At 60.9% G+C, this 26,190-nt stretch carries 26 protein-coding genes; 21 read left to right on the forward strand and 5 right to left on the reverse strand.

The features are described 5' to 3' along the window. Positions 1-6 precede the first annotated feature (6 nt). From aspS to panB, 3 genes are all read left to right on the forward strand, one after another. Positions 7-1,785 (forward strand): aspartate--tRNA ligase, encoded by a 1,779-nt coding sequence (aspS, locus tag PH603_RS09710; protein ID WP_289502253.1) that lies wholly within the window; start codon positions 7-9, stop codon positions 1,783-1,785. Between the two features lie 80 nt (positions 1,786-1,865). Continuing rightward, a complete protein-coding gene (gene guaA / locus PH603_RS09715; protein ID WP_289502255.1) occupies positions 1,866-3,413 on the forward strand; it encodes a glutamine-hydrolyzing GMP synthase in 1,548 nt (515 codons plus the stop codon). Positions 3,414-3,645: 232 nt separating this feature from the next. Continuing rightward, positions 3,646-4,497 (forward strand): 3-methyl-2-oxobutanoate hydroxymethyltransferase, encoded by an 852-nt coding sequence (panB, locus tag PH603_RS09720; RefSeq protein WP_289502256.1) that lies wholly within the window; start codon positions 3,646-3,648, stop codon positions 4,495-4,497. 7 nt (positions 4,498-4,504) lie between these two features. Here the strand turns inward: panB and PH603_RS09725 are convergent, their stop codons facing one another. Continuing rightward, the gene (locus PH603_RS09725) at positions 4,505-4,930 is read right to left on the reverse strand and encodes an NIPSNAP family protein (RefSeq protein WP_289502257.1); all 426 of its coding nucleotides are present in this window, start codon (positions 4,928-4,930) and stop codon (positions 4,505-4,507) included. A gap of 263 nt (positions 4,931-5,193) precedes the next feature. Between PH603_RS09725 and PH603_RS09730 the strand changes: the two genes are divergently transcribed. From PH603_RS09730 to PH603_RS09755, 6 genes are read left to right on the forward strand one after another with little or no spacing between them, the layout of a single operon-like run. Beyond that, positions 5,194-5,946, forward strand: coding sequence for a tetratricopeptide repeat protein (locus PH603_RS09730; protein ID WP_289502258.1), 753 nt, complete (start codon positions 5,194-5,196; stop codon positions 5,944-5,946). Further along, on the forward strand, positions 5,943-7,286 hold the full coding sequence (locus PH603_RS09735; RefSeq protein ID WP_289502259.1) for an outer membrane protein assembly factor BamB family protein: 1,344 nt from the start codon (positions 5,943-5,945) through the stop codon (positions 7,284-7,286). Before PH603_RS09730 ends, PH603_RS09735 begins: the two co-directional genes overlap by 4 nt. Positions 7,287-7,321: 35 nt before the next feature. Further along, on the forward strand, positions 7,322-8,776 hold the full coding sequence (der, locus tag PH603_RS09740) for a ribosome biogenesis GTPase Der (RefSeq protein WP_289502260.1): 1,455 nt from the start codon (positions 7,322-7,324) through the stop codon (positions 8,774-8,776). A gap of 44 nt (positions 8,777-8,820) precedes the next feature. Beyond that, a complete protein-coding gene (locus PH603_RS09745; protein WP_289502261.1) occupies positions 8,821-9,777 on the forward strand; it encodes an ABC transporter substrate-binding protein in 957 nt (318 codons plus the stop codon). Beyond that, positions 9,774-10,490, forward strand: a complete 717-nt coding sequence (locus tag PH603_RS09750; RefSeq protein WP_289502262.1) for an ABC transporter ATP-binding protein — start codon at positions 9,774-9,776, stop codon at positions 10,488-10,490. The genes PH603_RS09745 and PH603_RS09750 overlap by 4 nt, the downstream gene beginning before the upstream one ends. Further along, on the forward strand, positions 10,487-11,263 hold the full coding sequence (locus PH603_RS09755) for an ABC transporter permease (protein ID WP_289502263.1): 777 nt from the start codon (positions 10,487-10,489) through the stop codon (positions 11,261-11,263). Before PH603_RS09750 ends, PH603_RS09755 begins: the two co-directional genes overlap by 4 nt. On the opposite strand, the gene PH603_RS09760 is transcribed toward PH603_RS09755, so the two are convergent. Continuing rightward, the gene (locus PH603_RS09760) at positions 11,147-11,641 is read right to left on the reverse strand and encodes a group I truncated hemoglobin (protein ID WP_289502264.1); all 495 of its coding nucleotides are present in this window, start codon (positions 11,639-11,641) and stop codon (positions 11,147-11,149) included. The two genes, PH603_RS09755 and PH603_RS09760, sit on opposite strands and share 117 nt — an antisense overlap. A 161-nt stretch (positions 11,642-11,802) precedes the next feature. Here PH603_RS09760 and PH603_RS09765 point away from each other — a divergent pair, with 161 nt between their 5' ends. Next, positions 11,803-12,840 (forward strand): COX15/CtaA family protein, encoded by a 1,038-nt coding sequence (locus PH603_RS09765; RefSeq protein ID WP_289502265.1) that lies wholly within the window; start codon positions 11,803-11,805, stop codon positions 12,838-12,840. Further along, positions 12,830-13,171 carry a divalent-cation tolerance protein CutA gene (gene cutA, locus PH603_RS09770; protein ID WP_289502266.1) on the forward strand — a complete coding sequence of 114 codons (342 nt, stop codon included), beginning with the start codon at positions 12,830-12,832 and terminating at the stop codon, positions 13,169-13,171. The genes PH603_RS09765 and cutA overlap by 11 nt, the downstream gene beginning before the upstream one ends. 7 nt (positions 13,172-13,178) lie before the next feature. On the opposite strand, the gene PH603_RS09775 is transcribed toward cutA, so the two are convergent. Both PH603_RS09775 and PH603_RS09780 read right to left on the reverse strand, forming a co-directional pair. Continuing rightward, positions 13,179-14,318, reverse strand: a complete 1,140-nt coding sequence (locus PH603_RS09775; protein ID WP_289502267.1) for a nitrilase-related carbon-nitrogen hydrolase — start codon at positions 14,316-14,318, stop codon at positions 13,179-13,181. After that, positions 14,315-15,331, reverse strand: a complete 1,017-nt coding sequence (locus tag PH603_RS09780) for an NADP-dependent oxidoreductase (RefSeq protein ID WP_289502269.1) — start codon at positions 15,329-15,331, stop codon at positions 14,315-14,317. The genes PH603_RS09775 and PH603_RS09780 overlap by 4 nt, the downstream gene beginning before the upstream one ends. Positions 15,332-15,617: 286 nt before the next feature. Between PH603_RS09780 and rplM the strand changes: the two genes are divergently transcribed. The 5 genes from rplM to PH603_RS09805 all read left to right on the forward strand — a co-directional run bounded on the left by rplM (position 15,618) and on the right by PH603_RS09805 (position 19,571). Then, positions 15,618-16,076, forward strand: coding sequence for a 50S ribosomal protein L13 (rplM, locus tag PH603_RS09785; protein ID WP_289502270.1), 459 nt, complete (start codon positions 15,618-15,620; stop codon positions 16,074-16,076). A gap of 5 nt (positions 16,077-16,081) precedes the next feature. Continuing rightward, complete coding sequence (gene rpsI, locus PH603_RS09790) at positions 16,082-16,567, forward strand: 30S ribosomal protein S9 (protein WP_289502271.1); 486 nt, start codon at positions 16,082-16,084, stop codon at positions 16,565-16,567. A 131-nt stretch (positions 16,568-16,698) separates the two neighbouring features. Further along, entirely contained in the window at positions 16,699-18,660 is a 1,962-nt protein-coding gene (locus tag PH603_RS09795) for a S9 family peptidase (RefSeq protein WP_289502272.1), read from the forward strand. Positions 18,661-18,762: 102 nt separating this feature from the next. After that, positions 18,763-19,104 (forward strand): DUF805 domain-containing protein, encoded by a 342-nt coding sequence (locus PH603_RS09800; protein ID WP_289502273.1) that lies wholly within the window; start codon positions 18,763-18,765, stop codon positions 19,102-19,104. Positions 19,105-19,139: 35 nt separating this feature from the next. Continuing rightward, complete coding sequence (locus PH603_RS09805) at positions 19,140-19,571, forward strand: DUF4399 domain-containing protein (protein WP_289502274.1); 432 nt, start codon at positions 19,140-19,142, stop codon at positions 19,569-19,571. Here the strand turns inward: PH603_RS09805 and PH603_RS09810 are convergent. Beyond that, positions 19,549-20,805 carry a BaiN/RdsA family NAD(P)/FAD-dependent oxidoreductase gene (locus tag PH603_RS09810; RefSeq protein ID WP_289502276.1) on the reverse strand — a complete coding sequence of 419 codons (1,257 nt, stop codon included), beginning with the start codon at positions 20,803-20,805 and terminating at the stop codon, positions 19,549-19,551. The genes PH603_RS09805 and PH603_RS09810 overlap by 23 nt on opposite strands. Before the next feature lie 55 nt (positions 20,806-20,860). On the opposite strand from PH603_RS09810, the gene PH603_RS09815 reads away from it, so the two are divergent. From PH603_RS09815 to motA, 5 genes are all read left to right on the forward strand, one after another. Beyond that, positions 20,861-21,205, forward strand: coding sequence for a 5-carboxymethyl-2-hydroxymuconate Delta-isomerase (locus PH603_RS09815; RefSeq protein WP_289502277.1), 345 nt, complete (start codon positions 20,861-20,863; stop codon positions 21,203-21,205). Beyond that, positions 21,198-22,376, forward strand: a complete 1,179-nt coding sequence (locus tag PH603_RS09820; protein WP_289502278.1) for a glycerate kinase type-2 family protein — start codon at positions 21,198-21,200, stop codon at positions 22,374-22,376. The genes PH603_RS09815 and PH603_RS09820 overlap by 8 nt, the downstream gene beginning before the upstream one ends. 110 nt (positions 22,377-22,486) lie before the next feature. Beyond that, positions 22,487-24,547, forward strand: a complete 2,061-nt coding sequence (locus tag PH603_RS09825) for a protein-disulfide reductase DsbD family protein (protein ID WP_289502279.1) — start codon at positions 22,487-22,489, stop codon at positions 24,545-24,547. A 20-nt stretch (positions 24,548-24,567) separates the two neighbouring features. Next, positions 24,568-25,173: a thioredoxin family protein gene (locus tag PH603_RS09830; RefSeq protein ID WP_289502280.1), complete on the forward strand. Its 606-nt coding sequence runs from the start codon at positions 24,568-24,570 to the stop codon at positions 25,171-25,173. A gap of 99 nt (positions 25,174-25,272) precedes the next feature. Continuing rightward, positions 25,273-26,145, forward strand: coding sequence for a flagellar motor stator protein MotA (motA, locus tag PH603_RS09835; RefSeq protein WP_289502281.1), 873 nt, complete (start codon positions 25,273-25,275; stop codon positions 26,143-26,145). Positions 26,146-26,190 lie beyond the last annotated feature (45 nt).

Below are 26,190 nucleotides of genomic sequence, written 5' to 3' on the forward strand. Positions count from 1 at the left end.
TCTGACATGCACGCCTACCGTTCCCATACCTGTAACGCGCTCCGCGCCGCTGACGTCGGGCAGACCGTCCGCATCGCCGGCTGGGTTCACCGCAAGCGCGACCATGGCGGCCTCCTGTTCATCGACCTTCGCGATAACTATGGCATCACCCAGTGCGTGTTCGATACCGATAGCGCCGCTTTCAAGGACGCCGAAGGCGTTCGCGCTGAAAGCGTCATCTCGGTCACCGGTCGGGTAAAGCAGCGTACGGCTGAGACCGTGAATGCCGACCTGCCGACCGGCGAGATCGAGCTTTATATCGACACGATGGAAGTGCTGTCGGCAGCGGCTGAACTGCCGATGCCGGTGTTTGGCGATACCGAATATCCCGAAGACATCCGCCTGAAGTACCGCTTCCTCGACCTTCGCCGCGAGCGCCTGCACAAGAATATCCTTCTGCGCGCCGGTGTGATCTCGAGCCTGCGTCGCCGAATGACCGAAGAAGGCTTCACCGAATTCCAGACCCCGATCCTGACGGCTTCGAGCCCTGAGGGCGCGCGCGACTTCCTGGTGCCTGCGCGCCAGCATCCGGGTAAGTTCTACGCGCTGCCACAGGCGCCCCAGCAGTTCAAGCAGCTGATCATGGTGTCGGGCTTCGACAAATATTTCCAGATCGCGCCTTGCTTCCGCGATGAAGACGCCCGCGCTGATCGTAGCCCCGGCGAATTCTACCAGCTCGATATCGAGATGAGCTTCGTGACGCAGGATGATGTGTTCGCAGCGATCGAGCCCGTGCTCGTCGGCGTGTTCAAGGAATTCTCCACGAAGAAGATCACCGAAGCGCCGTTCCCGCGTATCCCTTACAAGGAATCGATGCTGAAGTACGGCAACGACAAGCCGGACCTTCGCAACCCCATCGAAATCCAGGACGTGACGGAAATCTTCCGGAACTCCGGTTTCGGCATCTTCGCCAAGATGGTGGATGCAGGCTCGGTCGTCCGCGCGATCCCGGCACCGGGTGCCGGCACCCAGCCCCGTTCCTTCTTCGACAAGGCGAACGACTGGGCAAAACGCGAAGGCTATGCCGGGATGGGCTATGCCAACTTCAAGGACGGCGAAGCCGGCGGCCCGATTGCCAAGAACCTTGGCGACGAGCGCGTGAAGCAGCTGGTGAACCAGCTGAACCTCGGCCCCAATGATGGTGTCTTCTTCGTTTGCGACAAGGAAGCCGGTGCTGCGAAGCTCGCTGGCCTTGCCCGCACGAAAGTGGGCGAAGACCTTGGCCTTATCGACAAGGGCGAGTTCAAATTCTGCTGGATCGTCGACTTCCCGATGTTCGAATATAACGAGGATGAGAAGAAGATCGATTTCTCGCACAACCCGTTCTCGATGCCGCAAGGCGGGATGGACGCGCTCCTCAATCAGGATCCGCTCACCATCAACGCCTTCCAGTATGACATCGTCTGCAACGGCGTGGAGCTCTCGTCGGGTGCCATCCGAAACCACCGTCCGGAAGTCATGATCAAGGCCTTCGAGATTGCGGGCTACGACCAGTCGGTCGTGGAAAGCAAATTCGGCGGCATGCTGAACGCCTTCAAATACGGCGCCCCGCCGCACGGTGGCCTTGCCCCGGGCGTGGACCGCATGGTGATGCTGCTGGCCGACGAGCCGAACATCCGCGAGGTCATCCTCTTCCCGATGAACCAGAAGGCGGAAGACCTGATGATGCAGGCGCCAAGCACGGTCGAGCCGAGGCAGCTCCGCGAGCTGCATATCCGCACGGTCGAGCCGGCGAAGAAAGACTGACGAAACGAAGACAGGGGCCCGCACGCGCGGGCCTCTCCCATTAGAAGTCCTCTCAGACAGGAACACGGGGAACCGAACCTATGAACGACAAGATTCTCATCCTCGATTTCGGGTCGCAAGTGACCCAGCTGATCGCCCGCCGGGTTCGTGAAGCCGGCGTCTACTGCGAGATCGTCCCCTTCAACAAGGCGGACGAGGTGCTGGACACCTTCGGCGCTGCCGGCGTGATCCTTTCAGGCGGCCCGGCGAGCGTGACCCACAGCGATACGCCGCGTGCACCCGAACGGCTCTGGACCATGGGCCTGCCGGTCCTTGGTATCTGTTACGGCCAGCAGACGATGGTGGCCCAGCTCGGTGGCAGCGTCACGGCGTCCGACCATCAGGAATTTGGCCGCGCCTTCGTGGATGTGAAAGCCGGCTGCGCGCTTTTCGATGGCGTCTGGAAAGTTGGCGACCGCGAGCAGGTGTGGATGAGCCACGGCGACCATGTGGACCGCCTGCCGGAAGGCTTCGAAGTCATCGCCACCAGCGAAGGCGCACCCTTTGCGGCTGTTGCTGATGAAGCCCGCCGTTTCTATGCCGTTCAGTTCCACCCCGAAGTGGCGCACACCCCGCACGGCGCTGCCCTGATCCAGAATTTCGTCAAAGGCATTTGCGGCCTCAAGGGCGACTGGACGATGGCCAGCTTCCGCGACACCAAGATCCGCGAAATCCGCGAACAGGTGGGCGATGCCAAGGTTATCTGCGGCCTTTCAGGCGGCGTCGACAGCTCGGTTGTGGCAGTTCTGTTGCATGAAGCCATCGGCGACCAGTTGACCTGCGTGTTCGTTGATCACGGCCTGATGCGCCTTGGCGAGGCCGATCAGGTGGTGAGCCTGTTCCGCGAGCATTATCACATCAACCTGATCCACAAGGACGCCAGCGACCTGTTCCTTGGTGAACTCGCCGGCGTCACTGACCCGGAAGTGAAGCGCAAGACCATCGGCAAGCTTTTCATCGACGTGTTCGAGGAAGAAGCCAAGAAGGTCGGTGGCGCCAAGTTCCTGGCGCAGGGCACGCTTTACCCGGATGTGATCGAATCCGTTTCCTTCATTGGCGGCCCGTCGGTCACCATCAAGTCACACCACAATGTAGGCGGCCTGCCGGAGCGGATGGACCTGAAACTTGTCGAGCCGCTTCGTGAGCTGTTCAAGGATGAAGTCCGCGCCCTTGGCCGCGAGCTTGGCCTGCCGGAAACCTTCGTCGGCCGTCACCCGTTCCCAGGGCCCGGCCTTGCGATCCGCATCCCCGGCGAGATCACCCGCGAGAAGTGCGATATCCTCCGCAAAGCCGATGCCGTCTATCTTGAAGAAATCCGCAACGCCGGGCTTTATGACGCCATCTGGCAGGCCTTCGCCGTTCTGCTGCCGGTGAAAACCGTGGGCGTGATGGGCGACGCGCGGACCTATGATTATGTCTGTGCGCTCCGTGCCGTGACCTCAACCGATGGCATGACCGCCGACTATTATCCCTATCCGCACGATTTCCTCGGCCGGGTCGCCACCCGCATCATCAACGAGGTGCGCGGCGTGAATCGGATCGTTTACGACATCACCTCGAAACCCCCGGGAACCATCGAGTGGGAGTGAGGCCTGTCGCTCATTCGTGACCATTGAAACGCCCCGCTGACGTGCGGGGCGTTTTCATTTCTGGCAGGTCGGCTACAAGCCTGTGCCTAGATTGCACTTTAATTGCACTGCACAAAATGCGACAAATTACCGGCAAACAGTGATTGCAGGCTCGCATCCGTGTGAGAAAGCCCTGCAGTCATGATAGAATATGCGGCGCTGCCGCAAAGTCCGGAAGTGAAAGGGAACGATCATGTCGACGACCCCGCAAGACCTGCATGTGGATGCGCGCCCGGCGCGCGCCCTGACGGCGAAGGAAATCATGGCCCGCAAGGGTGGCACGCCCATCGTGTGCCTGACGGCCTATGTAACGCCCATGGCGGCGCGGCTCGACAAGCATTGCGACCTTCTCCTCGTCGGCGACAGCGTGGGCATGGTGCTTTACGGCATGGAATCGACCCTGAGCGTTACGATTGAGGACATGATCCGTCATGGCCGGGCAGTCACCCGCGGCGCCAAGCGCGCCATGGTCGTGGTCGATATGCCGTTCGGCACCTATGAGGAATCGAAGGAACAGGCGTTTCGTAACGCCGCCCGCATCCTTTCGGAAACGGGGGCAGCTGCCGTCAAGCTCGAAGGCGGGGTGGAAATGGCGGAAACCGTGCGCTTCCTCGTCAGTCGCGGGATTCCGGTGCTCGGCCATGTGGGCCTGATGCCGCAAGCGGTGCATACGAATGGCGGCTACGGCGCGCGTGGCCGTACGGTTGATGAGTGGAAGCCGATCATTGATGACGGCAAGGCGATTGCCGAGGCTGGGGCTTTTGCTGTTGTTCTTGAAGGCGTTGCGGAGCCCTTGGCCCGCAAGATCACTGATGAAATACCGGTGCCGGTGATCGGGATCGGCGCGTCCAACGCCTGCGACGGCCAAATTCTGGTGACCGAAGACATGATGGGCCTGTTTGCCATCAATCCGAAGTTCGTGAAGCGCTTTGCCGAGATTGGCAATGCCATCGAAAGCGCCATCGAGGCTTACGCTGGCGAAGTGCGCAACCGTACCTTCCCGGGCGAGGAACATACCTACAAGATGCGCGGCGCCAACGCCTGAGAACAGGCTATTCGGCGAGGGCAGGCGAGAAGGGTAGCGGCGCCAGCGTCATATCGGTGATGCCGTTGACGAACTTGCCGTGCCGGGCGCCCGTCTCGCGCTTGATGGCTTTCCATTCGGTATCGTCCATGAAGCGGGTCCAGGCGGCTTTCATCGTCATCTCGTCCTGCCAGTCCAGCAGGTAAACGAACTGGAGCTTACCGTCGGGCGAGCGGGATTCCCACATGGCGCGGATGTTGAAGCCATAGCGCTTCATGATCCGCGCGGCGTGATCGCGGAACCTGTCGTTGAAGGCGGTGCGATTCTCTTCCGGGATTTCATAGATCCGGAGCTGCTGGATATGGCCGCTGAACATCGGTTCTGCAGCGGCAACCGTGGCCACAGGGCTGGCCAGCAGAACAAGGCTGGTGGCGGCGGCGAGTGCAAGGCGCATGGGTTGCTTCCTCCCTTTTGACGTACCCCAACGCGGGCTACCACAGCGCGCGAGGAACGAGAATTCCACTTGCGGCGAAAAGGGCCGTCCGTGCGATGAAAAGCTTGCCGAAAAAACACCACAATCGGCTGGTGTCTTCGCGTTTGCTTCCTTCGGCGGCTTTGGCTATGGTAGCCGCCGATTGAGGGGCCTCAGGCCCTGTCATAACAATGATATTATCCCGCCGCCGGGGTTCTGGCGGCCCAAACACTGGGGAGTTAGGTGTGTCGGACCAGAATCCCGATCTCGTCTTTCAGGAAGTCGATGAGGAGCTGCGCCGGGCGCGGATGAACGCGCTGTGGAAGGCTTACGGCAAATATATCATTGCCGGTGCCGTGCTGATCGTGCTGCTCGTTGCCGGACGGGAAGGCTGGCGCGCCTATGTGCACAGCCAGGAAGAAGCACAGTCGACCGTGTTCGGCGCCGCTTCGAAGGCCGCCGACAAAGCCCTGCAGGATGGCGGCAGCCCGCTCACCGTGTGGCAGGAAGCCATGCCGCAATTGAAGGGCGGTTATGAAGCCCTCGCCGGCTTGCGTGCGGCAGGCGTTGCCCTGTCGGAAGGCGAGACGGACGCTGCGCTTGAAGCCTATGCCGCCGTTGAAGCCTCAGACGCTGATATCAGCCTCAAGGAACTGGCCTCGCTGCTTGCAGCCATGGTGCAGGTTTCCCACAAGGGTGACCTTGATGGCGCTCGTTCGCGCCTGTCAGGCCTGGTTGGCCATGAGCATCCCTGGAGCCATTCGGCACAGGAACAACTGGCGCTTCTCGACCTGCGCGCCGGTGACCTCGACAGCGCGTCCTCGCGCTTCTCGTCGCTTGCAAACGATAGCGAAACGCCGCAGTCGATCCGCAGCCGCGCCAGCGAATTCAGCCGCATGATCAGCGCGCGTCAGGCCGCAGCTGCTCCGGCAGAAGAAGAAACCGAAGCAGCCCCTGCTGCCGCAGAAGAAGCTGCCACCGAAGGAGAGGCTCAATGACACGTACTTCGAGCCTCCTTGGCCGCATCATCATGGTCGCGGCCGCCGCTTCGCTCGTTGCGGCCTGCTCGGGCGGTGGCAACAAGAAGCCCAAGAACAAGTATGACGACGAAGGCAGGGAGCGCGTATCCGTCCTGAGCTCGACCCAGCTTCTGGACGCAGACGAGGCGCTCTCCGGCATCACCGTGACGCTGCCGCGTGCCTACCGCAACCTCAACTGGGCGCAGCCCGGCGGGAACGAAGCGCATCTGCCCCAGCACCTGGAAGTCGGCGAAACGCTTTCGCGGGCCTGGACCCGTTCGATCGGCCGCGGCAACCAGGATTACGAGCGCATGGTCTCGTCGCCGGTTGCGGCCGAGGGTAAAGTCTTTGCCGTCGATTCCCGTGGCAACGTGGCCGCGGTTTCGCTCTCCGACGGTTCGCCGCTCTGGACCGCTGAAATCCGCAGCGAAGAGCGCAGCGATGTCGGCTTCGGCGGCGGCGTTACTTATGCGGGTGGCGTTGTCTATGCGACGTCCGGCTATGGTTTCGTAGTAGCCCTTGATCCGAACACAGGCGCGGAGCGCTGGCGGTATGACGCGGGCGTGCCTTTCCGCGGTGCACCGAGCGTAACGGCTGGCCGCGTGATCGCGGTCACCCACGATAATCGCATCGTAGCCCTGAATATCGACAATGGCACCCTTGTCTGGGATCAGGTCGGTATCGCTGAAAGCGCCGGTATGCTGGGTGCTGCAACGCCGGCCTCTGACGGACAAACCGTTGTGGCGGCGCTGTCGTCGGGCGAATTGATGGCCATGCGCGCCGGTAACGGCCGTATCGTGTGGCAGGATGCCCTGACGGCCTCGCAGCGTCTCACCCCGCTTGCAACGCTTGCTGACGTTGACGCCCATCCGGTGATCGACCGCGGCAAGGTCTATGCTGTCAGCCACGCCGGTACGATGGTTGCTATCGACATGCGGTCGGGCGAGCGGTCGTGGGAAACCGACATTGCTTCGGTTTCCATGCCGTGGATTGCGGGTAACTTCGCTTTCATCACCACCATCGATGGGCAAGTGGCCTGTATCGCCCTCGGCGATGGCCGCGTGCGCTGGGTGGCGCAGCTGCAGCGCTTCACCAATCAGGAAAAGCGCAAGGGCCTGATCCACTGGAATGGCCCGGTGCTGGCGGGTGACCGCCTGCTTGTGGCCTCGAGCCACGGCTATCTTGTAAGCGTTTCGCCCTATTCCGGCGACGTGCTGAGTGCCACCGAACTGCCGGCTGGCGTCACCACCGATGCAATCGTGGTGGATGGCACCTATATTGTGATTACCAATGACGGAAAGCTGGTAGCCTACCGCTGAGAGGCGGTGGCCCCGGCCATCCTGGATAGAAATAGATGACCTTTACCCTTGCCATTGTGGGCCGCCCCAATGTCGGCAAATCGACGCTTTTCAACCGTCTGGCTGGAAAGCGTCTTGCCATTGTAGATGACACGCCGGGCGTGACGCGCGACCGCCGGATGGCGGAAGGCCGCATTGCCGACCTCGAGTTTCGCCTGATCGATACGGCGGGCCTTGAAGAAGGCGATCCGGGCTCGCTTTCCGACCGGATGCGCAAGCAGACCGAAGCCGCGATCGAGGAAGCCGACGTGGCGATCCTTCTGTATGACGCCCGCGTTGGCCTGACCACGATGGACGAGCATTTCGCCAAGCTGCTGCGCCGCTCAAAAACGCCGATCATCCTTGCCGCCAACAAGTGCGAGGGAAAATTCATCCAGCAGGGCATCTATGAAGCCTATGCGCTCGGTATGGGTGACCCTATCGCGCTGTCGGCCGAGCACGGCGAAGGCCTCGGCGACCTTTATCAGGCGCTTGTCGAGACGCTGCAGGAAATCGGCATCGATCCGCATGCCGAGGAAGAGATCGACGAAGAAGCCGAGCGTCGCGCGCGGGAAGCCAATACTGGCCCCGAAGAAGGCGACCTGAATTACGAGTTCGAGGACCCCGAAGACGAGGACGAGGAAGTAAAGCCCTTGCGCCTTGCCATCGTCGGGCGCCCGAACGCCGGCAAATCGACGCTCATCAATGAACTGATCGGCGAAGACCGTATGATCACAGGGCCGGAGGCTGGCCTCACCCGCGATTCTATCGGCGTCGATTGGGAATGGGACGGGCTTCCCGTTCGCATTTACGATACGGCGGGCCTGCGCAAGCAAGCCAGAATCAGCGAAAAGCTCGAGAAACTGTCGGTCGCCGATACGATGCGCGCCATCCAGTTTGCCGAAGTTGTTGTGTTGCTGCTCGATGCCGAGCTTGGCGTTGAAAAGCAGGACCTGAAAATCGCCGAACGCGTGGTCGAGGAAGGCCGTGCGCTTCTGATCGTGCTCAACAAATGGGATGCGGTCGAGAACCGGCTGGAAGTGCAGCGTGCCTTCGAGGATGCGCTGACCCGCAGCCTGCCGCAGATCAAGGGCGTGAAAACGGTGACCCTGTCGGCGCTGACCGGCAAGGGCCTGCAACGCCTGATGCCGGCGGTTGAGGAAGTCTATGAAATCTGGAACGCCCGTGTGCCTACGGCGGCGTTCAACCGCTGGCTCCATGAGAAGCTCGAAAAGCACCCGGCACCTTCGGTGAATGGTCGTCGCATCAAGATGCGGTACGGTGCCCAGATCAAGACCCGTCCGCCGACCTTCGCGATCTTCTGCAACCTGCCGGACGATGTGCCGGACAGCTATGTCCGTTATCTTGAGAACGAGCTGCGCCGCGACTTTGACCTGCCGGGCGTTCCGCTTCGTTTCATCATGAAGGGCAGCGCGAACCCCTACGAAGGCCGTCGCCGCAAGAACAAGTAAGCCCCGTGAATTGACGCGGCTGCGGGTTCGCCTATAGTGGCGGCATGAAAGCCCTTGTTGCAGCACTGATATTCAGCTTCTTCACCTTGCCGGCGCTGGCCGGTGAGGCGCGCACCGCCATCACCTTCGCGACCGACTGGAAAGCGCAGGCCGAACATGGCGGCTTCTATCAGGCGTTGGCCCAAGGCTATTACCGCGACGCAGGCCTTGATGTGACGATCCGTCCCGGCGGGCCGCAGGTTGACCTGCCACGGCTGATGGCGGCTGGTGCCCTTGATGTCGTGATGGCGTCGAATGGCTTCCAGCCTTATAACCTCGCTGCGGCAGGCGTACCTGTGAAGGTACTGATGGCAGCCTTCCAGAAGGACCCGCAGGTGCTGATGGTGCACCCTGATGTAGCCGCCGCCGAGATCGCTGACCTTAAAGGGCGGCCCATCTTCATTTCAGATAGCGCGATTTCCACCTTCTGGCCGTGGCTGAAGGCCCGCTTTGCGTTCGAGGACCGGCAGATCCGCAAATATGGTTATTCGCTCGGCCCGTGGCTCGCCAATCCGGGCAGTGTGCAGGAAGGCTATCTGTCGTCCGAGCCCTATAGCGCCACGATTGCGGGGATCGAGCCGAAAGTCTTCCTGTTCGCCGATGCCGGTTATCCGGGCTATGCCGCCATGGTTATGGTGCGGGACGACTATTTGAAAGGCAATGAAGCCGCCATGCGCGCCTTCGTGCAGGCCAGCATCCGCGGATGGCAGGACTATATCCACGGCGACCCGGCAGCGGGCAACGCGCTGATCCTGAAGGATAACCGCGAAATGACGCCCGAACTGCTAACCTACGCCGGAAAAGCCATGCGCGAGCGCGGCATCGTGGGCGAGGGTGATATGGTCGGTACCATGACAGCCGAGCGCTGGGTGCAGTTCTACAGCGAAATGAGCGAGCTTGGCATTCTGCCGCAAGGGTTGGACCCTGCCAGCGTCTACCGGCTGGATTTCGCCCGGCCATGATCAGGGTCGATAATGTCCGCTTCGGGTACGGGAATGCGGCGCTGGTGCTGGACGGGGTAAGCCTGAGTGTAGCGCCGGGTGAGATGGTCGCGCTGGTCGGGCCTTCCGGATGCGGTAAATCCACACTGTTGCGGCTGGTCGCCGGGTTGGAGGTGCCGTCTGCGGGCAGCGTTACGCGAGGCGAAGGCGCTGAAACCGGCTTCGTGTTCCAGTCTCCAGCCCTGCTGCCCTGGAAAAAGGTTCGGGCGAATGTCGCGCTGCCGCTGGAACTGGCGGGCAAGCCAGATACGGCTGCTGTGCAGGCCTGCCTCGACGCGGCTGGCATCGGTGATCTTGGTGACCGCTATCCGGCAAGCCTGTCGGGCGGGCAGGCGATGCGGGTTTCCATTGCGCGTGCTTTGGTCACTGCACCAGACATCCTTCTGTTTGACGAACCCTTCGCAGCACTGGATGAGATAATTCGTTTTCATCTCAATGACCTGATTCTGGGTCTTAAAGTATCGCGCAAATTCGCGAGCCTCTTTGTCACCCACAGCCTGTATGAAGCCGCCTATCTCGCTGACCGCATTCTTGTGATGGGGAAAGGGCGGTTTCTGGGGCAGGTGGTGCCGGGGATCGATCCGGCCCTAGGCCCCAAGGATCGTCGGGCGGCGCCCGAGCTTGCTGCCGCCGTCAGCGCCATGCAGGGCTGGCTTGAGGAGGCGGTGGCATGAAGCTGCGCATCCTTGCCCCCGTCCTTTCGCTCATCATCGCCATCATCGCATGGGAAGCGGGCGTCGCGCTGACCGGTGTTTCCAAATTCATCCTGCCGCCGCCATCGGCGATTGGCGCTGAACTTATCGGCAGTATTCCCGAATTCGCGACGTCTGCTGCCTTCACGCTGAAAATCACCCTTCTGGCGCTTGCTGCCGCCCTTGTGACCGGGCTGGTGCTGGCTTTTCTGTTCTCGCTATCCGGCTTTATCGAGGCAGCCCTCAGCCCGATTGCCGTCATCCTGCAGGTGACGCCTATTGTGGCGGTGGCACCCCTTATCCTGATTTGGGTCGGGATTGATCACGTTGAGCGCGCACTGGTCATCATCGCGTGGCTTGCGGCTTTCTTCCCGATCCTTGCGACACTGACGAGCGGCCTGAAAGCCGTCGATCCGGCGCTTGCCGATCTGTTTCGGCTGTATAAGGCAACACCATGGCAGCGCTTCAGTCGGCTGGTGGTGCCGACGGCACTGCCTTACTTGTTTGCCGGGCTTCGGGTCGGCAGCGGGCTCGCGCTGATCGGCGCTGTGGTGGCCGAATTTGTTGCGGGCTCGGGCGAGGCTGCGGGCCTTGCCTGGCGCATCCTTGAAGCTGGCAACCGGCTGCAGGTCGAACGGCTATTCGTCGGCCTTGTCTGGCTCATTGGCATGGGGGTCGCGCTTTACTACAGCGTCGGGGCCGCCGAGCGATTCCTCATGAAGGCGCAGCGCGTCGACAAGGGTGCCCTGCATTGACCTGATCTTGCGGTTCCCGAGGATTGCGTCTTCAAGATTCCAGGCCAGCATCATGATTTCAGCGACCAATGCAGGCGTGTGGCCGCATTCCCTGAGCGCAGCTTCAAGGTTCGTCATCGTATGGCTGAAATGGTCGTGATTGAGGCCGTGGTCCCGCACCAGATGTGCGTGCGATTCCTGCAGATAGAAGGCGACACCGGTGGTTTGGCCACAGAACAGCATGGTCAACAGGCTGCGCTGCATCTGCTGGATGCGGGGTAGTTTGGCGTTGGAAAAGAAGGGCCGGGTGACCGGATCTTCCAGTTGTTTGCGGTAGAAAAGATCAATGATCTTGTCGAGCGACTCCTGGTCCCCCAACCGGTCAAGAATGGTCAGCATAAGCTTTCCCCATATACCCTATCTTCCCATAAGGCGCTGGAATTATGGGTGCCTCCGTTGGTTGTGTCAAATAAAACGCTCGCTAAAATTGTATTCAAATTCGACCCGAGGGGTGGTCGATTGCGCTTGCCCGCCGTGTGAATTGCCGGTAGCAAACCAACATGAACCAAAGTGCTGCTGATAAGAATTCCCGTGCCGTCGGCTATTGGCTGATGGCCGTTGCCGCTATCGTTTTCATCATGGTTGTGGTGGGCGGGATCACGCGCCTCACCGAATCCGGCCTTTCCATCGTGCGGTGGGAGCCCGTGACCGGCGCCTTGCCGCCGCTGACGGATGAGGCGTGGAAAGCCGAGTTCCAGATGTATCAGGAAAGCCCTGAATACAAGCTGAAGAATGCCGGCATGAGCCTTGAGGATTTCAAGGACATCTATTTCTGGGAATGGCTGCACCGGAACATCGGCCGTTTCATCGGCCTTGCCTATTTCCTGCCGCTTGTCTGGTTCTGGGGACGGGGGCATATCCCCGAAGGATTGAAACCCCGGCTGGTCGTGCTGTTCCTTCTGGGCGGCGCACAGGGGGCGATGGGCTGGTACATGGTAATGTCGGGCCTTGTAGACGAGCCATCGGTCAGCCACTACCGGCTGACAGCGCACCTGAGCCTTGCCCTGCTGCTGTTTGCGCTTTTGTTCTGGACCGGCCTTTCGCTGCTGCGGCCGCGCCGGCAGGAAGCGCCAAAGGGGTTGAAGATACTTACCCATATCAGCATGACCATACTGGTGCTGCAGATCGTCATGGGGGCGCTCGTTGCCGGGCTGAAGGCAGGCTATATCTTCAATACATGGCCGCTGATGGGTGACAGTTTCGTGCCGAGCGTGCTTCTGGATATGGAGCCCGTGTGGCGCAATTTCCTTGATAACGCCGTAACCGTGCAGTTCGATCACCGGATTGGCGCCTATATACTGGCAGCACTTGCACTGGTCATCGGTGTGCGGGCGTGGGCGCAGGGCGGGCTTGTCCGTCAGGCGGGCGCCTTTGTGCTACTCACCGTTTTCGCCCAGATTGTGCTGGGCATTGTGATGCTGCTTGCCGAGGTGCCGGTTCACCTTGGTGCGGCGCACCAGGGCGGCGGGGTTGTTGTACTCGCCGCGTTTCTCAATCTGATGCATGTGATGCGAAAGGGGGCAGGGGATGCAGGATGAGGATATCGTCCAGATCTATATGACAACCGATAGCGAGGATGTGGCGATCCATATCGCCACCACGCTCGTGAATGAACGCCTGATCGCCTGCGCCAATCTTACGAGCGGTACGCGGTCGATCTATCGCTGGGACGGCGCCATCCGGCTCGACCGCGAAATTACCATCATCATGAAGACGGTCAAATCCAGCGCCGAGGCGGCAGTCGCCCGCGCCAACGAGCTGCATACCTACGAAGTCCCCTGCATCGTCACCCTTGATGTAACGGGCGGCCATGCCGAGTATCTGAAGTGGGTGCGTGAGCAGACGGTGCCGGTGGCGGTTGGCTCCTGACGACCGGTCAGGGCAGCCACAGATTATAGATCGCGCCGGTGTCTGCACCGGCTGATCCTGTGTGCAGGGCGCCATCCGTGACGATCAGTGCGTGGCCGTCGCCTTTCAGCTCCCAGATATTGCCCTTCAGGAACACATTCATCCCCCAGCGGATATTGTGGGCGGTCGCTTGCGCGGGCAGGGCATATTTCTGCCATGCTTCGCCTTCGCTGATACGGCCAACATCGGCGCGCCATGCGTCGCTTTCCGGCGTGTCATTCACATAGCCACCCCAGGGCGCGTCCCACGGGCCGGTAAGGAACGAGGGGACGAGCAGCAGGTCAGCACCCTGATCGGCGACGGCCTTGGTGGCATCCTCGAACCAGCTGTCGGCGCAGACAAGCACACCGACGGTGCGGCCCGCCGCCTTGAATACGGGTAGGAGGTCCGGTCGTCCCTTGGCGGTAAAGCCGACTTCGCTCGGGATCGGGTGGATCTTGCGCACGGCGTCTTCCATCGGCTTGCCATCGGGGCCGAACATGAAGGACGCGTTGTAAAGCGGTCCGTGGCCATAGGAGAGGGCGTCGTCGTCATAGATGCCGGCAGTCATCAGGAGCGTGGAGCCGGCGACGATATGAACGCCGTAATCACGCGCCAGCCGCCCGAAGATTTCGCCTGTCATGGCGGCCACATCCCCGGCACGGCTGCGGAATACGGCTGCAGCGGCGCGGTCGGCATCATGGAAAAGATAATAGTTTTTCAGGAAGGATGGCAGGTTCCAGGCAATGATCGGGACCATCGCACTGGCGGTGGAGCCTGCCTTGAGCACCCGTGGCTTCTGATCCGCCGCGATAAGCCATGTGCCGATATGTTCGGGGAAAAGCACGATCGTATTGGCGCCAAGCCAGCCACGCGACCGGGCCGCGTCCAGATAGCCGCGAAGCTTGGCTTCAAACCGTTCGGGTGTGGCGTAATCGAGCGTTTCCATGAAGGGCTCGATACCGACCACATTGCCAGTGGCGCCTGCTTCCGGGCCATAGCTTTCCGCGACAGAGAGATGCAGTTCGGGTGGTGTGTCGAGGTCGAGCGGCAGCCCCGGCCAGTAAAGGAAGGCAAGGACTGCCGCAATCAGGAAGGCGGCAGAAAGAAGGAGCCGCCGCAAGATCATTCGTCAGCGACCTTGACGATCTGTTTGCCGAAATTCTTGCCTTTCAGCATGTCGATGAAGGCGGTCGGTGCATTCTCGAGGCCCTCGACCACGCTTTCGCGGTATTTAAGCTTGCCTTCCTGCAGCCACTTGGCGCCAACACCAATCCACTCGCGGCAGAGGTCAGGATAATTGACGACAATGAAGCCTTGCATCTTGATGCTGCGGCCGACGAGCAGCACAAGGTTGCGCGGGCCAGCCGGCATTTCGTCGACCGTCAGGTTATAGTCGGCAATCATGCCGCAAAGGGCGATGCGACCGTTGAAATTCATCATATTGATGACAGCTTCGAGCATCGGTCCGCCGACATTCTCGAAGTAGACATCGATGCCTTTCGGGTTGGCGGCCTTGACGGCGGCGAACAGGTTCTTTTCGGTCTTGTAGTTGAAGGCGGCGTCGAAGCCGAGCTCGTCCTTAAGATAGGCAACCTTCGCGTCGTCACCGGCGGAGCCTGCTACATGGCAGCCCATGTTCTTGGCGATCTGGCCGACGACCTGACCGACAGCACCGGAGGCCGCCGACACATAGACATTGTCGCCTTCCTTCATGTCTGCAATGCCCTTGAGGCCGACCCATGCGGTCATGCCCGGCATGCCGAGGATGCCGAGATAAAAGGAAAGGGGAGCAAGCTTCGGGTCAACCGGATTGAAGCCGGTGCCGTCGGTAACCTGATAGTTGGCCCACGCGCCCATACCGGTCAGGTACGTGCCCGCCGGGAACTTGCCGCCGTTCGATTCCTCGACACGCACAACGATGCCGCCAACGCAGGCTTCACCCAGTTTCCACGGGTCGGCATAGCTTTTGGCGTCATTCATGCGGCCGCGCATATAAGGGTCGACCGACAGATACAGCGTTTTCACGAGCATCTGGCCCGGCCCGGGCGAGGGCATGTCTGCTTTCACATGCTCGAAATTGTCGGGCGTTACCCACCCGGTCGGGCGGCTTTTCAGGCGAATCTGATGGTTTGCCGTCATCGGCGTGTCTCCCTCTCTTTACTGCACCAGCTGGTGCGGAAATCCCCTTGAGGGGAGAATAGGAGGGCTTTTGCCGGGCTGCAAGCAGGGAAAAGTATAGGAAAATATGGGGTATTTAATTACCGTAATTTTAAGTCATTGAATTTGCTATATTAAAAAACGCGATAGCCGATAAATGGCCGTTGACAGCCGCAAGTTTCCGCCTATATTGCGCCTCCATAACGAAACCGGGCGTCTACGGGCGCCCAAAGTGTAACCCGGATATCCGGAACCGAGGTCCATTGCGATGAAAACCTATTCCGCAAAACCTTCGGAGATCGAAAAGAAGTGGGTTGTGGTTGATGCCGAAGGCGTCGTCCTCGGCCGCCTGGCACAAGCCATCGCCGTCGTTCTCCGTGGCAAGAACAAGCCGACCTACACCCCGCACATGGATTGCGGTGACAATGTCATCGTGATCAATGCCGAGAAGGTGAAGCTCACCGGCAAGAAGCTCTCCGACAAAGTTTACTATTATCACACCGGTCACCCCGGCGGGATCAAAGGCCAGACTGCTGGCGAGATCCTCGGCGGTCGTTTCCCGGAGCGCGTGGTTGAGAAAGCTGTCGAGCGCATGATCCCCCGTGGCCCGCTTGGCCGCCAGCAAATGCGCAATCTGCGCGTTTATGCCGGCGCTGAGCATCCGCATGCCGGGCAAGAGCCGACTGTGCTCGATGTCGGCGCGATGAATCCCAAGAACAAGAGGTAAGCGCCATGGCCGAACAAAAAGCCACGCTTCAGGATCTGAAGGAAATCACCGGCGACGCAGCTGTTGTCGAAGGTGCTGTCGAGCGCAAGCGCGTTGTAGACGCCCAAGGCCGTTCCTACGCAACCGGCAAGCGTAAAGACGCTGTTGCCCGCGTATGGATCAAGCCGGGCAGCGGTAAAGTTACCGTCAACGACCGCGACCAGGAAGTCTACTTCGCCCGTCCGACCCTGCGTCTGATCGTTGATCAGCCGTTCCAGGTGACGAACCGCGCGAAACAGTATGACGTGATCGCAACCGTCTCCGGCGGCGGCCTCTCGGGCCAGGCCGGTGCAGTGAAGCACGGCATCTCGATCGCTCTGCAGCTTGCCGAGCCCGAGCTGCGCGGCGCGCTGAAGTCGGCTGGCTTCCTGACCCGCGACAGCCGCGTTGTTGAACGGAAAAAGTACGGCAAGGCAAAAGCCCGTCGTTCGTTCCAGTTCTCGAAGCGCTAAGCGACGCTGGTACAAATCATTCGGAAAGGCCGCCTTCGGGTGGCCTTTTCTTTTGTGGGCGGCGCTTGCCGCCCCAAACCCTTTGTGCGAGAGTTGCCGCCTCCTTAACCATGATGATGGGGGTCGGACTCATGCGTTATCTTGTGATCACCGCAGCACTCGCCGGCATGCTTGCCGGTTGCGACAAGCCGGACGCGCCCAAGGCGCCGGACGCCAAACCCGAAGCGCCGGCTGAAGTGGCTGCACCCTTCCGCACCTATACGGCGGAAGAACTCTTTAAAAGCACGGCAGTGGTGGCAGCAGCCCCGGCTGGCTTTGCCTTCTCGCCCGATGGCAGCAAAGTGCTGATGACCAGCGACGAAAGCGGCGCTTTCTCGGTTTATGCCGTCGATATTGCCTCGGGCACGCAGGAGCGGCTGACGACACCCGAGGGCAACTCACACTTTGCCGACAGCTATTTCCCGGCGGACGGACGCATCCTTTTCCATGCCGACAAGGGCGGCGACGAGCTTGACCATATCTGGGTCCGCGAGGAAGACGGCAGCGTCAAGGACCTGACAGCAACCGAAAACACCAAGGCGTCGTTCGGAGGCTGGTCCGCTGATGGCAGCGCCTTCTATGTGCTGACCAACGAGCGCGACCCCAAGGCATTTGACCTTTACCGCTATGCTGCGAGCGACTATGCCCGCACGCTTGTGTTCCAGAATGACGATGCGCTTGATGTCTCGGCGATGAGCCGCGACGGTCGCTGGCTGGCCTTCACCCGACCGCGGACCAGTGCCGATTCCGATATTCTGGTGGCGGACCTGACGGCTGAAAAGCCCGAGCTGAAACTGATCAGCGAGCATGAAGGCAATATCAGCTATGGCGTTTATGCCTTCACGCCCGATAGCGCGAAACTCATTTACGCCACCGACGAACACGGCGAGTGGAACGAGGCCTGGTCCTACGATCTCGCGACTGGCGAGAAGGCACCCTATATCGCCGCCGACTGGGATGTTTCCTTCGTCGATTTCTCCGCCACCGGCGCCTATCGCTACAGTGGCATCAACGAAGATGCAGTGACCCGCGTGACGGTCGAAAATATCGCGACCGGTGAAAAGATTGCCCTGAGCGGCTTGCCGGCAGGTGACCTTGCCAGTGTGCGCTTCTCGAAGGACGACAGCCGCATTGCCTTCATGGTGGATAGCGCCAAATCGCCGCGCGATCTCTATGTCGCCGATCTGGCAACCGGTGAGGCGAAGGTGCTGACCCACGCCATGAACCCGGCGGTGGACCCGTCCCATCTGGTGGAGCCGACGGTCGTTCGCTATGCAAGCTTCGACGGAACCGAAATTCCGTCGATCCTTTACAAGCCGCAACAGGCGAGCGCCGAAAACAAGGTGCCGGCCATCGTGTTCGTCCATGGCGGGCCGGGCGGCCAAACGCGGGTCGGCTACAGCGGCATGATCCAGCATCTGGTCAATCATGGCTATGCGGTACTTGGTGCCAACAATCGGGGATCGTCGGGCTACGGCAAGAGCTTCTTCCATATGGATGACAAGCGCCACGGTGAGGGCGACCTGCAGGATATCGTCTGGGGCCGCAAATATCTGGAAAGCCTCGACTGGGTTGATGGTGACCGCGTTGCCATTGTTGGCGGCTCCTACGGCGGCTTCATGGTGGCAGCGGCCCTCGCGTTTGAGCCCGATGCGTTCGATGCAGGCATCAACATCTTCGGTGTCACCAACTGGGTACGTACGTTGAAATCGATCCCGCCGTGGTGGGAGAGCTTCAAGGAAGCCCTTTATGACGAGATGGGTGATCCGGCGACTGACGAGGAACGCCACCGCCGCATCTCGCCCCTGTTCCATGCCGCCAATATCACCAAACCGCTTCTGGTGGTGCAGGGGGCCAATGACCCCCGCGTGCTGCAGGTGGAAAGCGACGAACTGGTGGCGGCTGTGCGCGCCAATGGTGTGCCGGTGGATTATCTGCTGTTCCCGGATGAAGGGCACGGCTTCCTGCGCAAGGAAAACCGCGTGGCGGCATCTGAACGCTATGTCACCTTCCTTGACCAGTATCTGAAGGGCAAGGAAGCCGCCGCCGAATAGGCAATGGGCGGAGGAGGGGATAACCTTTCCTCCGCCTTTCCTTGAAGCCGCCCACATTTCGTGAGAGGCTTGAAGCTGCAACATTTTCTCGGGGGAACGAGGATGGATTTCAAGACATCGCTGCAAACCTGCTTCAACAAATTTCTGGTGATCGAGGGCCGTGCCCGTCGCTCGGAAGCCTGGTGGTTCTATCTTTTCTGCTTTGTAGCCAGCATTGTGCTGTCGCTGGTTTCAAGCGCGCTGCACTGGCTGTTCAGCATCGCGACGCTGGTGCCCACAATCACTGTCGGTATCCGCCGGCTGCAGGATACCGGCAAAAGCGGCTGGTGGCTGCTTCTGTCTTTTGTGCCGGTCGTTGGCTGGATCGCCGTGATCATCCTGCTGGCATTGCCCGGCACTCCTGGCCCCAATGAATATGGGGAAGACCCGACCATGGCCGCCTGAGGCCTGAGTTAAAAATCTGAGGAAAGACGAATAAGATGAATGTTCTTGGTAAAATCGTGCTCGGCTCCATCGTCGCGGGCTTGGCCTTTGGTTCCGTGGCGGCAAGCGACAGGACGCCCTCGAAGCCGGATGCGAAGGTCTATTTCATTTCGCCCGCTGACGGCGACAAGGTTGCCAGCACCTTTGTGGTGCGCTTCGGCCTTTCGGGCATGGGCGTGGCGCCTGCAGGCATTGAAAAGGAAGGTACGGGCCACCATCACCTGATCATCGATGCGCCTTTGCCGCCGTTCGACGAGAATATTCCGATGGATGAAAACCATGTCCATTTCGGTGGCGGGCAAACCGAGGTGACGGTGACGCTGCCGGCTGGCAAGCATACGCTGCAGCTGCTTCTGGCAGACCAGAACCATATCCCGCACGATCCGCCGGTCTATTCCCAGCAGATCACCGTGACGGTGGCTGACTGAGCCACCTGACCGCACCAGACCCGGCGGCCCTGCCGGTGGCCATCGAGGCCGTCAGCAGGTAGCCGCCCGTTGGTGCCTCCCAATCGAGCATCTCGCCCGCTGCGAACACGCCGGGCCTCACCATCAGCATATAGTTTTCATCAAGCGCATCTCGCCGGATGCCGCCTGCTACGCTGATTGCCTCGGCAATCGGGCGCGTGCCGGTAACATGCAGGGGCAGGGCCTTGATGAGGCGCGCGAGCTGCACTGCATCCTGCATGGTGTCCTTTGAAGTAAGCATCTTCAGGAGGCCAAGCTTGACCGGCGACAGGCCGAGCGAGCCCTGAAGGAACGAGGAAAGCGATTTCTTGGAAGATCGCCGACCGAGGGCTTGCCTGAGGGCATCCTCGCTGCGGTCGGGCGCAAGGTCCAGCAGCAGAGGCGTTGCCGGGTTTCGTTCGATCGCATCACGCAAGGCGGCGGAGACCGCATAGATGGCGCTGCCCTCTATCCCCCGCTCGCTCACCACAAATTCACCGCGCACACTGGTGTCGCCCACGCCGAGACGCACCGGTTTGACCGGTTCACCCGCAAACCGCGCGATAAAGCCAGGATCCCAATCAACGGTAAAACCGCAATTGGCTGGGCGGAAGGGCGCGACGGCATCGGGCAATAGCTTGGCCCATGCGCCGTCCGACCCAAGCCGTGGCCAGCTGGCGCCACCCATGGCTAGGACGGTCGCGGCGGCACTTACCTGCCTGTCGCCATGGGGTGTGCTGAAGATCAGCCGCCCGTCGCCTGACCACCCGGTGAATGCGTGCCGGAACTGGAAATCAACACCGAGGTCACGCAACTGTGCGAGCCAGACGCGCAGGAGCGGGGCGCCCTTCATGACGATAGGAAAGACGCGGCCGGAGGAGCCGACAAAAGTTTCAACGCCCAGCCCATTGCACCAAGCGATCAGGTCCGACGGCGTGAAGGCATCTAGGGCCGGTTTCAGCCAGTCGCCGGCTTCTGCGAAGCGTGTGGTGAAGCTTTCATAGGGTTCGCTGTGGGTGATGTTGAGCCCGCTTTTGCCCGCCATCAGGAATTTGCGGCCGGCGGACGGCTTGGCGTCATAAATGGTGACGAGATGGCCGGCACTTGCCAGCATTTCGGCAGCCATCAGTCCGGCGGGGCCAGCCCCGACCACGGCAACGCGCTTGCCACTTCTCGCCTCTGCAACCATTTGATCCGCAACCGTTTGATTAGCCATCCAGCGCCGCTTATAAGAAAGCACCAGTCAGAATACTATAGGGAAGGAAGGCGCCGTGCCGCATCTCATTGCTGAATATTCACGGGAAATCGAGCAATCGGCCGATATCAAGGCGGTGGTGCGCCTGCTGCACGACAGCGCCATGGAAAGCGGGCTTTTCACTGCGTCATCGATCAAGACACGTGCGGTGCCGGTTGATCATGCCCTTGTCGGCGGCAAGGAAGGCAATTTCATGCATGTGACCGTGCACCTGTATAAGGGCCGGACGACCGAGCAGAAACTGGCCCTGACCGAGCTTTTGCTGCAGCGCCTTGCCAGCCTGAAGCTTCCCCTGAACAGCCTCAGCATCGATGCCATCGACACCGACAAGGATGTCTATGTGAAAATCGAAGATGCCTGATCAGCCGGTCGATTGGCCCGCGCATGTACGGGCGCTTTATAAAACTGTGACCTCCGCGGCGGAACCCGGTCGCCTGACCGCAGCGAACCTGCCGGACGACAACGCCTTTGCTGGCATCCGGATCGTCGCGCTTGGCAAGGCAGCGGTGCGCATGGCGCGGGCGGCGGAAGAAGCCTATGCCGGGCACAGGGATGTTTCTGGCGTCGTTATCGCGAAATCAGACGAGGGCTGGTTGCCTTCGCGTCTTCGCTTCATGCCGGGGTCGCATCCGGTGCCGGACGAGCGCTCGCTGGCGGCGGGTGAGGCAGCACTTCAGGTTGCGGCAGGGGCTGGCCCCGATGACCTGTTCCTTGTGCTATTGTCGGGCGGCGGTTCGGCACTTGCGGTTGCCCCTGCCCACGGCGTGACGCTTGCCGACAAGCAGGCAGCGGTGAAGGCCCTTCTGGCCTCGGGCGCACCGATTGACGAAATCAACGCCAAGCGGCGGCAGATGTCCCGTCTCAAGGGCGGCGGGCTTGCCCGTGCGGCGCACAGGGCGCGGGAAATTGTCACGCTGGCCTTGTCGGATGTCGTCGGCGACGATCCGGCTACCATCGCCTCCGGCTCCACATGGCTTGGCCATGATGACAAGTCGGCCCGCTACGAGCTGATTGGCAGTGGCCGCACCGGGCTTGATGCCGCCACGGCCTATGCCACCGCGCAAGGCTGGGATGTGATCGATTGGGGTGATGCGGTCACAGGCGATGTACGTGTGGTGGTGAGGGACCATGCAGCAAAGTTTCGTGCTTTGCAGGCTGAAATCACCAAGCCGGCGCTCGTTATCTCGGGCGGGGAGGTGACGTCAACTTTGCCGGAGCATGCCGGTGCGGGTGGCCCCAATCAGGATTATGCACTGAGCCTGATGGTGGCATTGGAGGAGGCAGGCGGCATCTTTGGTGTCGCCTTCGATACAGACGGCTGCGACGGCATCGGCGGCGGCGCTGGTGGCTGGTTCACACCTGAAAGTCTGGCGGACGCCCGTGCGAAGAGCCTTGATCCAATTGCCAGCCTGAAGGCCTATGCGAGCCTCGATTTTCTGGCGGCCCTTGGAACCCAGATCCCGGAGGCGGCAAGCGGCACCAATATCAATGACTTCCGCGCGGTTCTGTTATTGCCTCTCACCAAGGACTGACACATATGTGAGGTGACCGTGGGGCCTGCTGCACGGTAAGAGAGAAAACCGAACGTCAATCGCCAAGGGGAGTTGTTGAGCGGATGTTTGCCGGTTTCAGGAAATCACTGTTGGCTTTGGCTGTGCTGGCGGGGGGCGCACCGTCGGCGCTTGGTGCTGAAGTTTCGCTCGCCGAAAGCCACAGCAGCGCAACCCTCCTGACCGCCGCCGATAGCGTGGCGCCCGGCGATGCAGTGCGGCTTGGTTTCCGGATCGCGCCGCGCGACCACTGGCATAGCTATTGGCTCAATCCCGGCGACAGCGGCCAGACGACCATCCTGGACTGGGGCCTGCCCGAAGGCGTCACGGTTTCCGCACCCGATTATCCGGTGCCCGGCAAGCTGCCGGTCGGGCCCCTGATGAATTATGGCTATGACGGCGAAGCCACCATCCTGATGACGCTCGCGGTGCCGAAGGAATTTGCCGGCAGCGAGGTGAAGATCGGCCTCGATGCTGAATGGCTGGTGTGCGAAATCGAGTGTGTGCCGCAAATGGGCCGCTTCGATATCACGTTGCCGGTTGGCGCATCGACGGTGCAGGGCGTCGATGCCGCAACAATCCGTACAGCCGAAAGCAAACTCCCTGAGCCCGCATGGTGGGATAGCCGCGTTGCCCTTGAAGGCGATACCGCCACAATCCTGACCGTGATGATGAGCGAGGAAGAAGCGGCCGAGGTCACCGACGCTTATTTCTATCCTGCCAGCGAAGGTGTGGTGGATTATGCCGCCCCGCAAACGTTCAAGGCAGGAGCCGAAGGCTTGACGCTAACCCTGCAGCGCAGCGCCGGCGCACCGCGCCCTGAAACGGGCAGGGGCATCCTCACGCTGTCGCTTGTCGACGGTACATCGCTCGCCATGATGCTGGATGCGGACCTCGCGGCTGCGCCAGCGCCCGAAACTGCTTCTGCGCCTGCTGTGATTGCTGACGCCATGCCGCTTTGGCAGGCCGCGCTTTTCGCGCTTCTGGGTGGCCTCGTCCTCAACCTTATGCCCTGCGTCTTCCCGATCCTGTCGCTCAAGGCCTTTTCGCTCGCCAAATGCGCGGGCAAGGCCGATGCGCATCACCGGATAGAAGGGCTGGCCTACACGGCTGGTATCCTGACCACTTTCCTCGGCATTGCAGGCGTCTTGCTGGCCCTGCGGGCTGGGGGCGCCGCAATCGGCTGGGGCTTCCAGTTGCAGGAGCCGATCTTCGTTGCCCTGATGGCCATGCTGATGCTGGTGCTGGGGCTGTCGCTTGCGGGGCTCGTCAATATCAGCACCGGCCTTGAAGGCGCGGGGCAGGGTCTTGCGGCTTCCGGCGGGGCCAAGGGCGCCTATTTCACCGGCGTGCTGGCCACCCTTGTTGCCACGCCCTGCACGGCACCCTTCATGGGGCCGGCTGTGGGCTTCGCGCTCACCCAGTCTGCCGCGATCGGACTCATCACCTTCCTGATGCTTGGTCTTGGCATGGCGCTGCCATTCCTTGTGCTGTGCTTCAGCCCTGCGGCCATGAAACGCCTGCCGAAGCCCGGCCCCTGGATGAATGTCTTCAAGGAAGCGCTGGCCTTCCCGATGTTCGCAACGGCACTTTGGCTTGTTTATGTATTCAGCCAGCAGACCGGTATTCCGGCAACTTTCGGGCTCTTGCTCGCCATGCTCGTTCTTGCCTTCGCGCTCTGGATCTGGCGGACAGGCAGCAGAGGCTTCGTGCGCGGCCTTGCGCTCGCTACCGGCGCCGTCAGCCTTGCGCTTGTTGTCTGGACATCCGGCGCACGGGTGGAGCCAAAAGTTGCAGAGGGCGATAGCACGGTTGCTTATAGCGCAGCGGCGCTTGACGGATTACTCGCCGATGGCGGGCCTGTTTTCGTCTATTTCACCGCCGACTGGTGCATCACCTGCAAGGTGAACGAACGTGTGGCGCTTGACCGCGACGACACGCAGGCACTGATCGCCGAGCGTGGCATCAAGGTGGTGAAGGGCGACTGGACCAACCGGAATGCTGAAATTGCTGCGGTGCTCGCGGCCCATGGCCGGGCCGGTGTGCCGCTTTATCTTTTCTACCCTGCAGGTGTGCGCAACCCGATTGTGCTGCCTGAAATTCTGACCCCCGGCGGCTTGCAGGATGTGCTCGCTGGCCGCCAAACCAGCTGATCAACGAAGGAGAGACTGTCATGATCCGTTTTGCACCGGTTTTGTTGTCGATTGCCGCCTTCACGCTCCCCGCGCTTGCCGCGCCCGAGGTGGGCAAGCTCGCGCCTGCTTTCACCGGGACGGATACCACCGGGGCCACCATCAGCCTTGCCGACCTGAAGGGCAAGCCGGTGATTCTTGAGTGGACGAACCACGAATGCCCCTATGTGAAAAAGCATTATGAGGGCGAGAATATGCAGCGGCTGCAGGCCGAATTCGCCGAGAAGGGTGCCGTCTGGCTGACCGTGATTTCCTCGGCCCCCGGCACGCAGGGCAATGTGGATGCTGCTGCCGCCGACAAGCTGACCGCTGACCGTGGTGCGTCACCCGCTCATGTGCTGCTGGACGAGGCTGGCACCATTGGCCGCGCCTACGAGGCCCGCACCACACCGCATATGTTCCTGATCGATGAGGCAGGCGTGCTGCAATATATGGGCGCGATCGACGACAAGCCTTCGGCCAATATCAAGACGCTGGAAGGCGCCCACAATTATGTGGAAGCCGCATGGGATGCCGTGAAAGCCGGCAAGGCGGCTGATCCGGCCTCCACCAAGCCTTATGGCTGCTCGGTGAAATACGAGGGCTGAGGCCACTGCGGGCCATATGAATCGTTAACAGGCTTGCGCCTGCCTCGAACCACGGTAAGATACCGTCAGATTTCGGATTTTCAGGGCAGGCGCTGATTCATGTTTCTGTTCATCGGGCTGATTGTTGTATTTGTGATGGTGTTCGGCGGCTTCATGATGGCCGGCGGCAAGTTCGACATCATCCTTCACGCAGCCCCCCACGAACTTGTCACCATCTTCGGTGGGTCGCTTGGCGCCTTCATCATCGCCAACTCGACCCGCGTGATGAAACAAGGTGCCGCAGCCTTCGGCAAGGTGATCAAGGGACCGACCTGGAAGGCCGAGGACTATAAAGACCTCCTGTGCCTGATGTTCATCCTGGTGAAGACGATCCGCTCCAAGGGCGTCGTGGCCGTTGAAGCCCATATCGAAAACCCGCACGAATCGAAAATCTTCCAGAATTTCCCGAAGATCGCGCATGACCATCATGTGGTCGATTTCATCTGCGATTATGTGCGCATGATGACGATGAACTTCGAGGATCCGAACCAGATGGAAGACGCGATGAACGCGGACCTCGACAAGCACCATAAGGAAGAGCACGAGGCACAGCACGCACTGCAGACGATGGCCGACGGCCTGCCGGCAATCGGTATCGTGGCCGCAGTGCTTGGTATCATCAAGACCATGGCCTCCATTTCGGAGCCCGTTGAAATCCTTGGTGCGATGGTGGGCGGTGCGCTTGTTGGTACCTTCCTCGGTATTTTCCTGTCGTACCTGATGATCGCGCCCGTGGCTGGGCGTTACCACCAGATCCTTTTCGAGGACGGCCACTTCATGAATCTCGTGAAGGTCATTCTGGTAGGCCACCTGCAGGGCAACGCCCCGCAGATTTCCGTGGAACTGGGCCGACGAGCCGTGCCGAGCCACCTGATGTGCACCTTCATCGAGCTTGAAGAAGCCATCGCAAATCTGCCGCCGGATCTTTCCTGACGGGCAATGACAGGGTCGGCATAGCTGGCACCGGTTCCAGAGTAG

The organism is Gimibacter soli (assembly GCF_028463845.1).
In the GTDB taxonomy this organism is placed as follows: Bacteria; Pseudomonadota; Alphaproteobacteria; order Sphingomonadales; family Kordiimonadaceae; genus Gimibacter; species Gimibacter soli.

Bases quoted from the DNA above. Each gene is read 5' to 3' on its own strand.
- PH603_RS09805 (WP_289502274.1), top strand. From the start codon at position 19,140: ATGAATGTTCTTGGTAAAATCGTGCTCGGCTCCATCGTCGCGGGCTTG.
- cutA (WP_289502266.1), top strand. From the start codon at position 12,830: ATGCAGGATGAGGATATCGTCCAGATCTATATGACAACCGATAGCGAG.
- PH603_RS09725 (WP_289502257.1), bottom strand. From the start codon at position 4,930: ATGCGCCTTGCACTCGCCGCCGCCACCAGCCTTGTTCTGCTGGCCAGC.
- panB (WP_289502256.1), top strand. From the start codon at position 3,646: ATGTCGACGACCCCGCAAGACCTGCATGTGGATGCGCGCCCGGCGCGC.
- PH603_RS09830 (WP_289502280.1), top strand. From the start codon at position 24,568: ATGATCCGTTTTGCACCGGTTTTGTTGTCGATTGCCGCCTTCACGCTC.
- PH603_RS09795 (WP_289502272.1), top strand. From the start codon at position 16,699: ATGCGTTATCTTGTGATCACCGCAGCACTCGCCGGCATGCTTGCCGGT.
- PH603_RS09810 (WP_289502276.1), bottom strand. From the start codon at position 20,805: ATGGCTAATCAAACGGTTGCGGATCAAATGGTTGCAGAGGCGAGAAGT.
- guaA (WP_289502255.1), top strand. From the start codon at position 1,866: ATGAACGACAAGATTCTCATCCTCGATTTCGGGTCGCAAGTGACCCAG.
- PH603_RS09755 (WP_289502263.1), top strand. From the start codon at position 10,487: ATGAAGCTGCGCATCCTTGCCCCCGTCCTTTCGCTCATCATCGCCATC.
- PH603_RS09765 (WP_289502265.1), top strand. From the start codon at position 11,803: ATGAACCAAAGTGCTGCTGATAAGAATTCCCGTGCCGTCGGCTATTGG.
- PH603_RS09745 (WP_289502261.1), top strand. From the start codon at position 8,821: ATGAAAGCCCTTGTTGCAGCACTGATATTCAGCTTCTTCACCTTGCCG.
- PH603_RS09735 (WP_289502259.1), top strand. From the start codon at position 5,943: ATGACACGTACTTCGAGCCTCCTTGGCCGCATCATCATGGTCGCGGCC.
- rplM (WP_289502270.1), top strand. From the start codon at position 15,618: ATGAAAACCTATTCCGCAAAACCTTCGGAGATCGAAAAGAAGTGGGTT.
- PH603_RS09775 (WP_289502267.1), bottom strand. From the start codon at position 14,318: ATGATCTTGCGGCGGCTCCTTCTTTCTGCCGCCTTCCTGATTGCGGCA.
- rpsI (WP_289502271.1), top strand. From the start codon at position 16,082: ATGGCCGAACAAAAAGCCACGCTTCAGGATCTGAAGGAAATCACCGGC.
- PH603_RS09800 (WP_289502273.1), top strand. From the start codon at position 18,763: ATGGATTTCAAGACATCGCTGCAAACCTGCTTCAACAAATTTCTGGTG.
- PH603_RS09780 (WP_289502269.1), bottom strand. From the start codon at position 15,331: ATGACGGCAAACCATCAGATTCGCCTGAAAAGCCGCCCGACCGGGTGG.
- PH603_RS09820 (WP_289502278.1), top strand. From the start codon at position 21,198: ATGCCTGATCAGCCGGTCGATTGGCCCGCGCATGTACGGGCGCTTTAT.
- motA (WP_289502281.1), top strand. From the start codon at position 25,273: ATGTTTCTGTTCATCGGGCTGATTGTTGTATTTGTGATGGTGTTCGGC.
- PH603_RS09760 (WP_289502264.1), bottom strand. From the start codon at position 11,641: ATGCTGACCATTCTTGACCGGTTGGGGGACCAGGAGTCGCTCGACAAG.
- PH603_RS09750 (WP_289502262.1), top strand. From the start codon at position 9,774: ATGATCAGGGTCGATAATGTCCGCTTCGGGTACGGGAATGCGGCGCTG.
- der (WP_289502260.1), top strand. From the start codon at position 7,322: ATGACCTTTACCCTTGCCATTGTGGGCCGCCCCAATGTCGGCAAATCG.
- aspS (WP_289502253.1), top strand. From the start codon at position 7: ATGCACGCCTACCGTTCCCATACCTGTAACGCGCTCCGCGCCGCTGAC.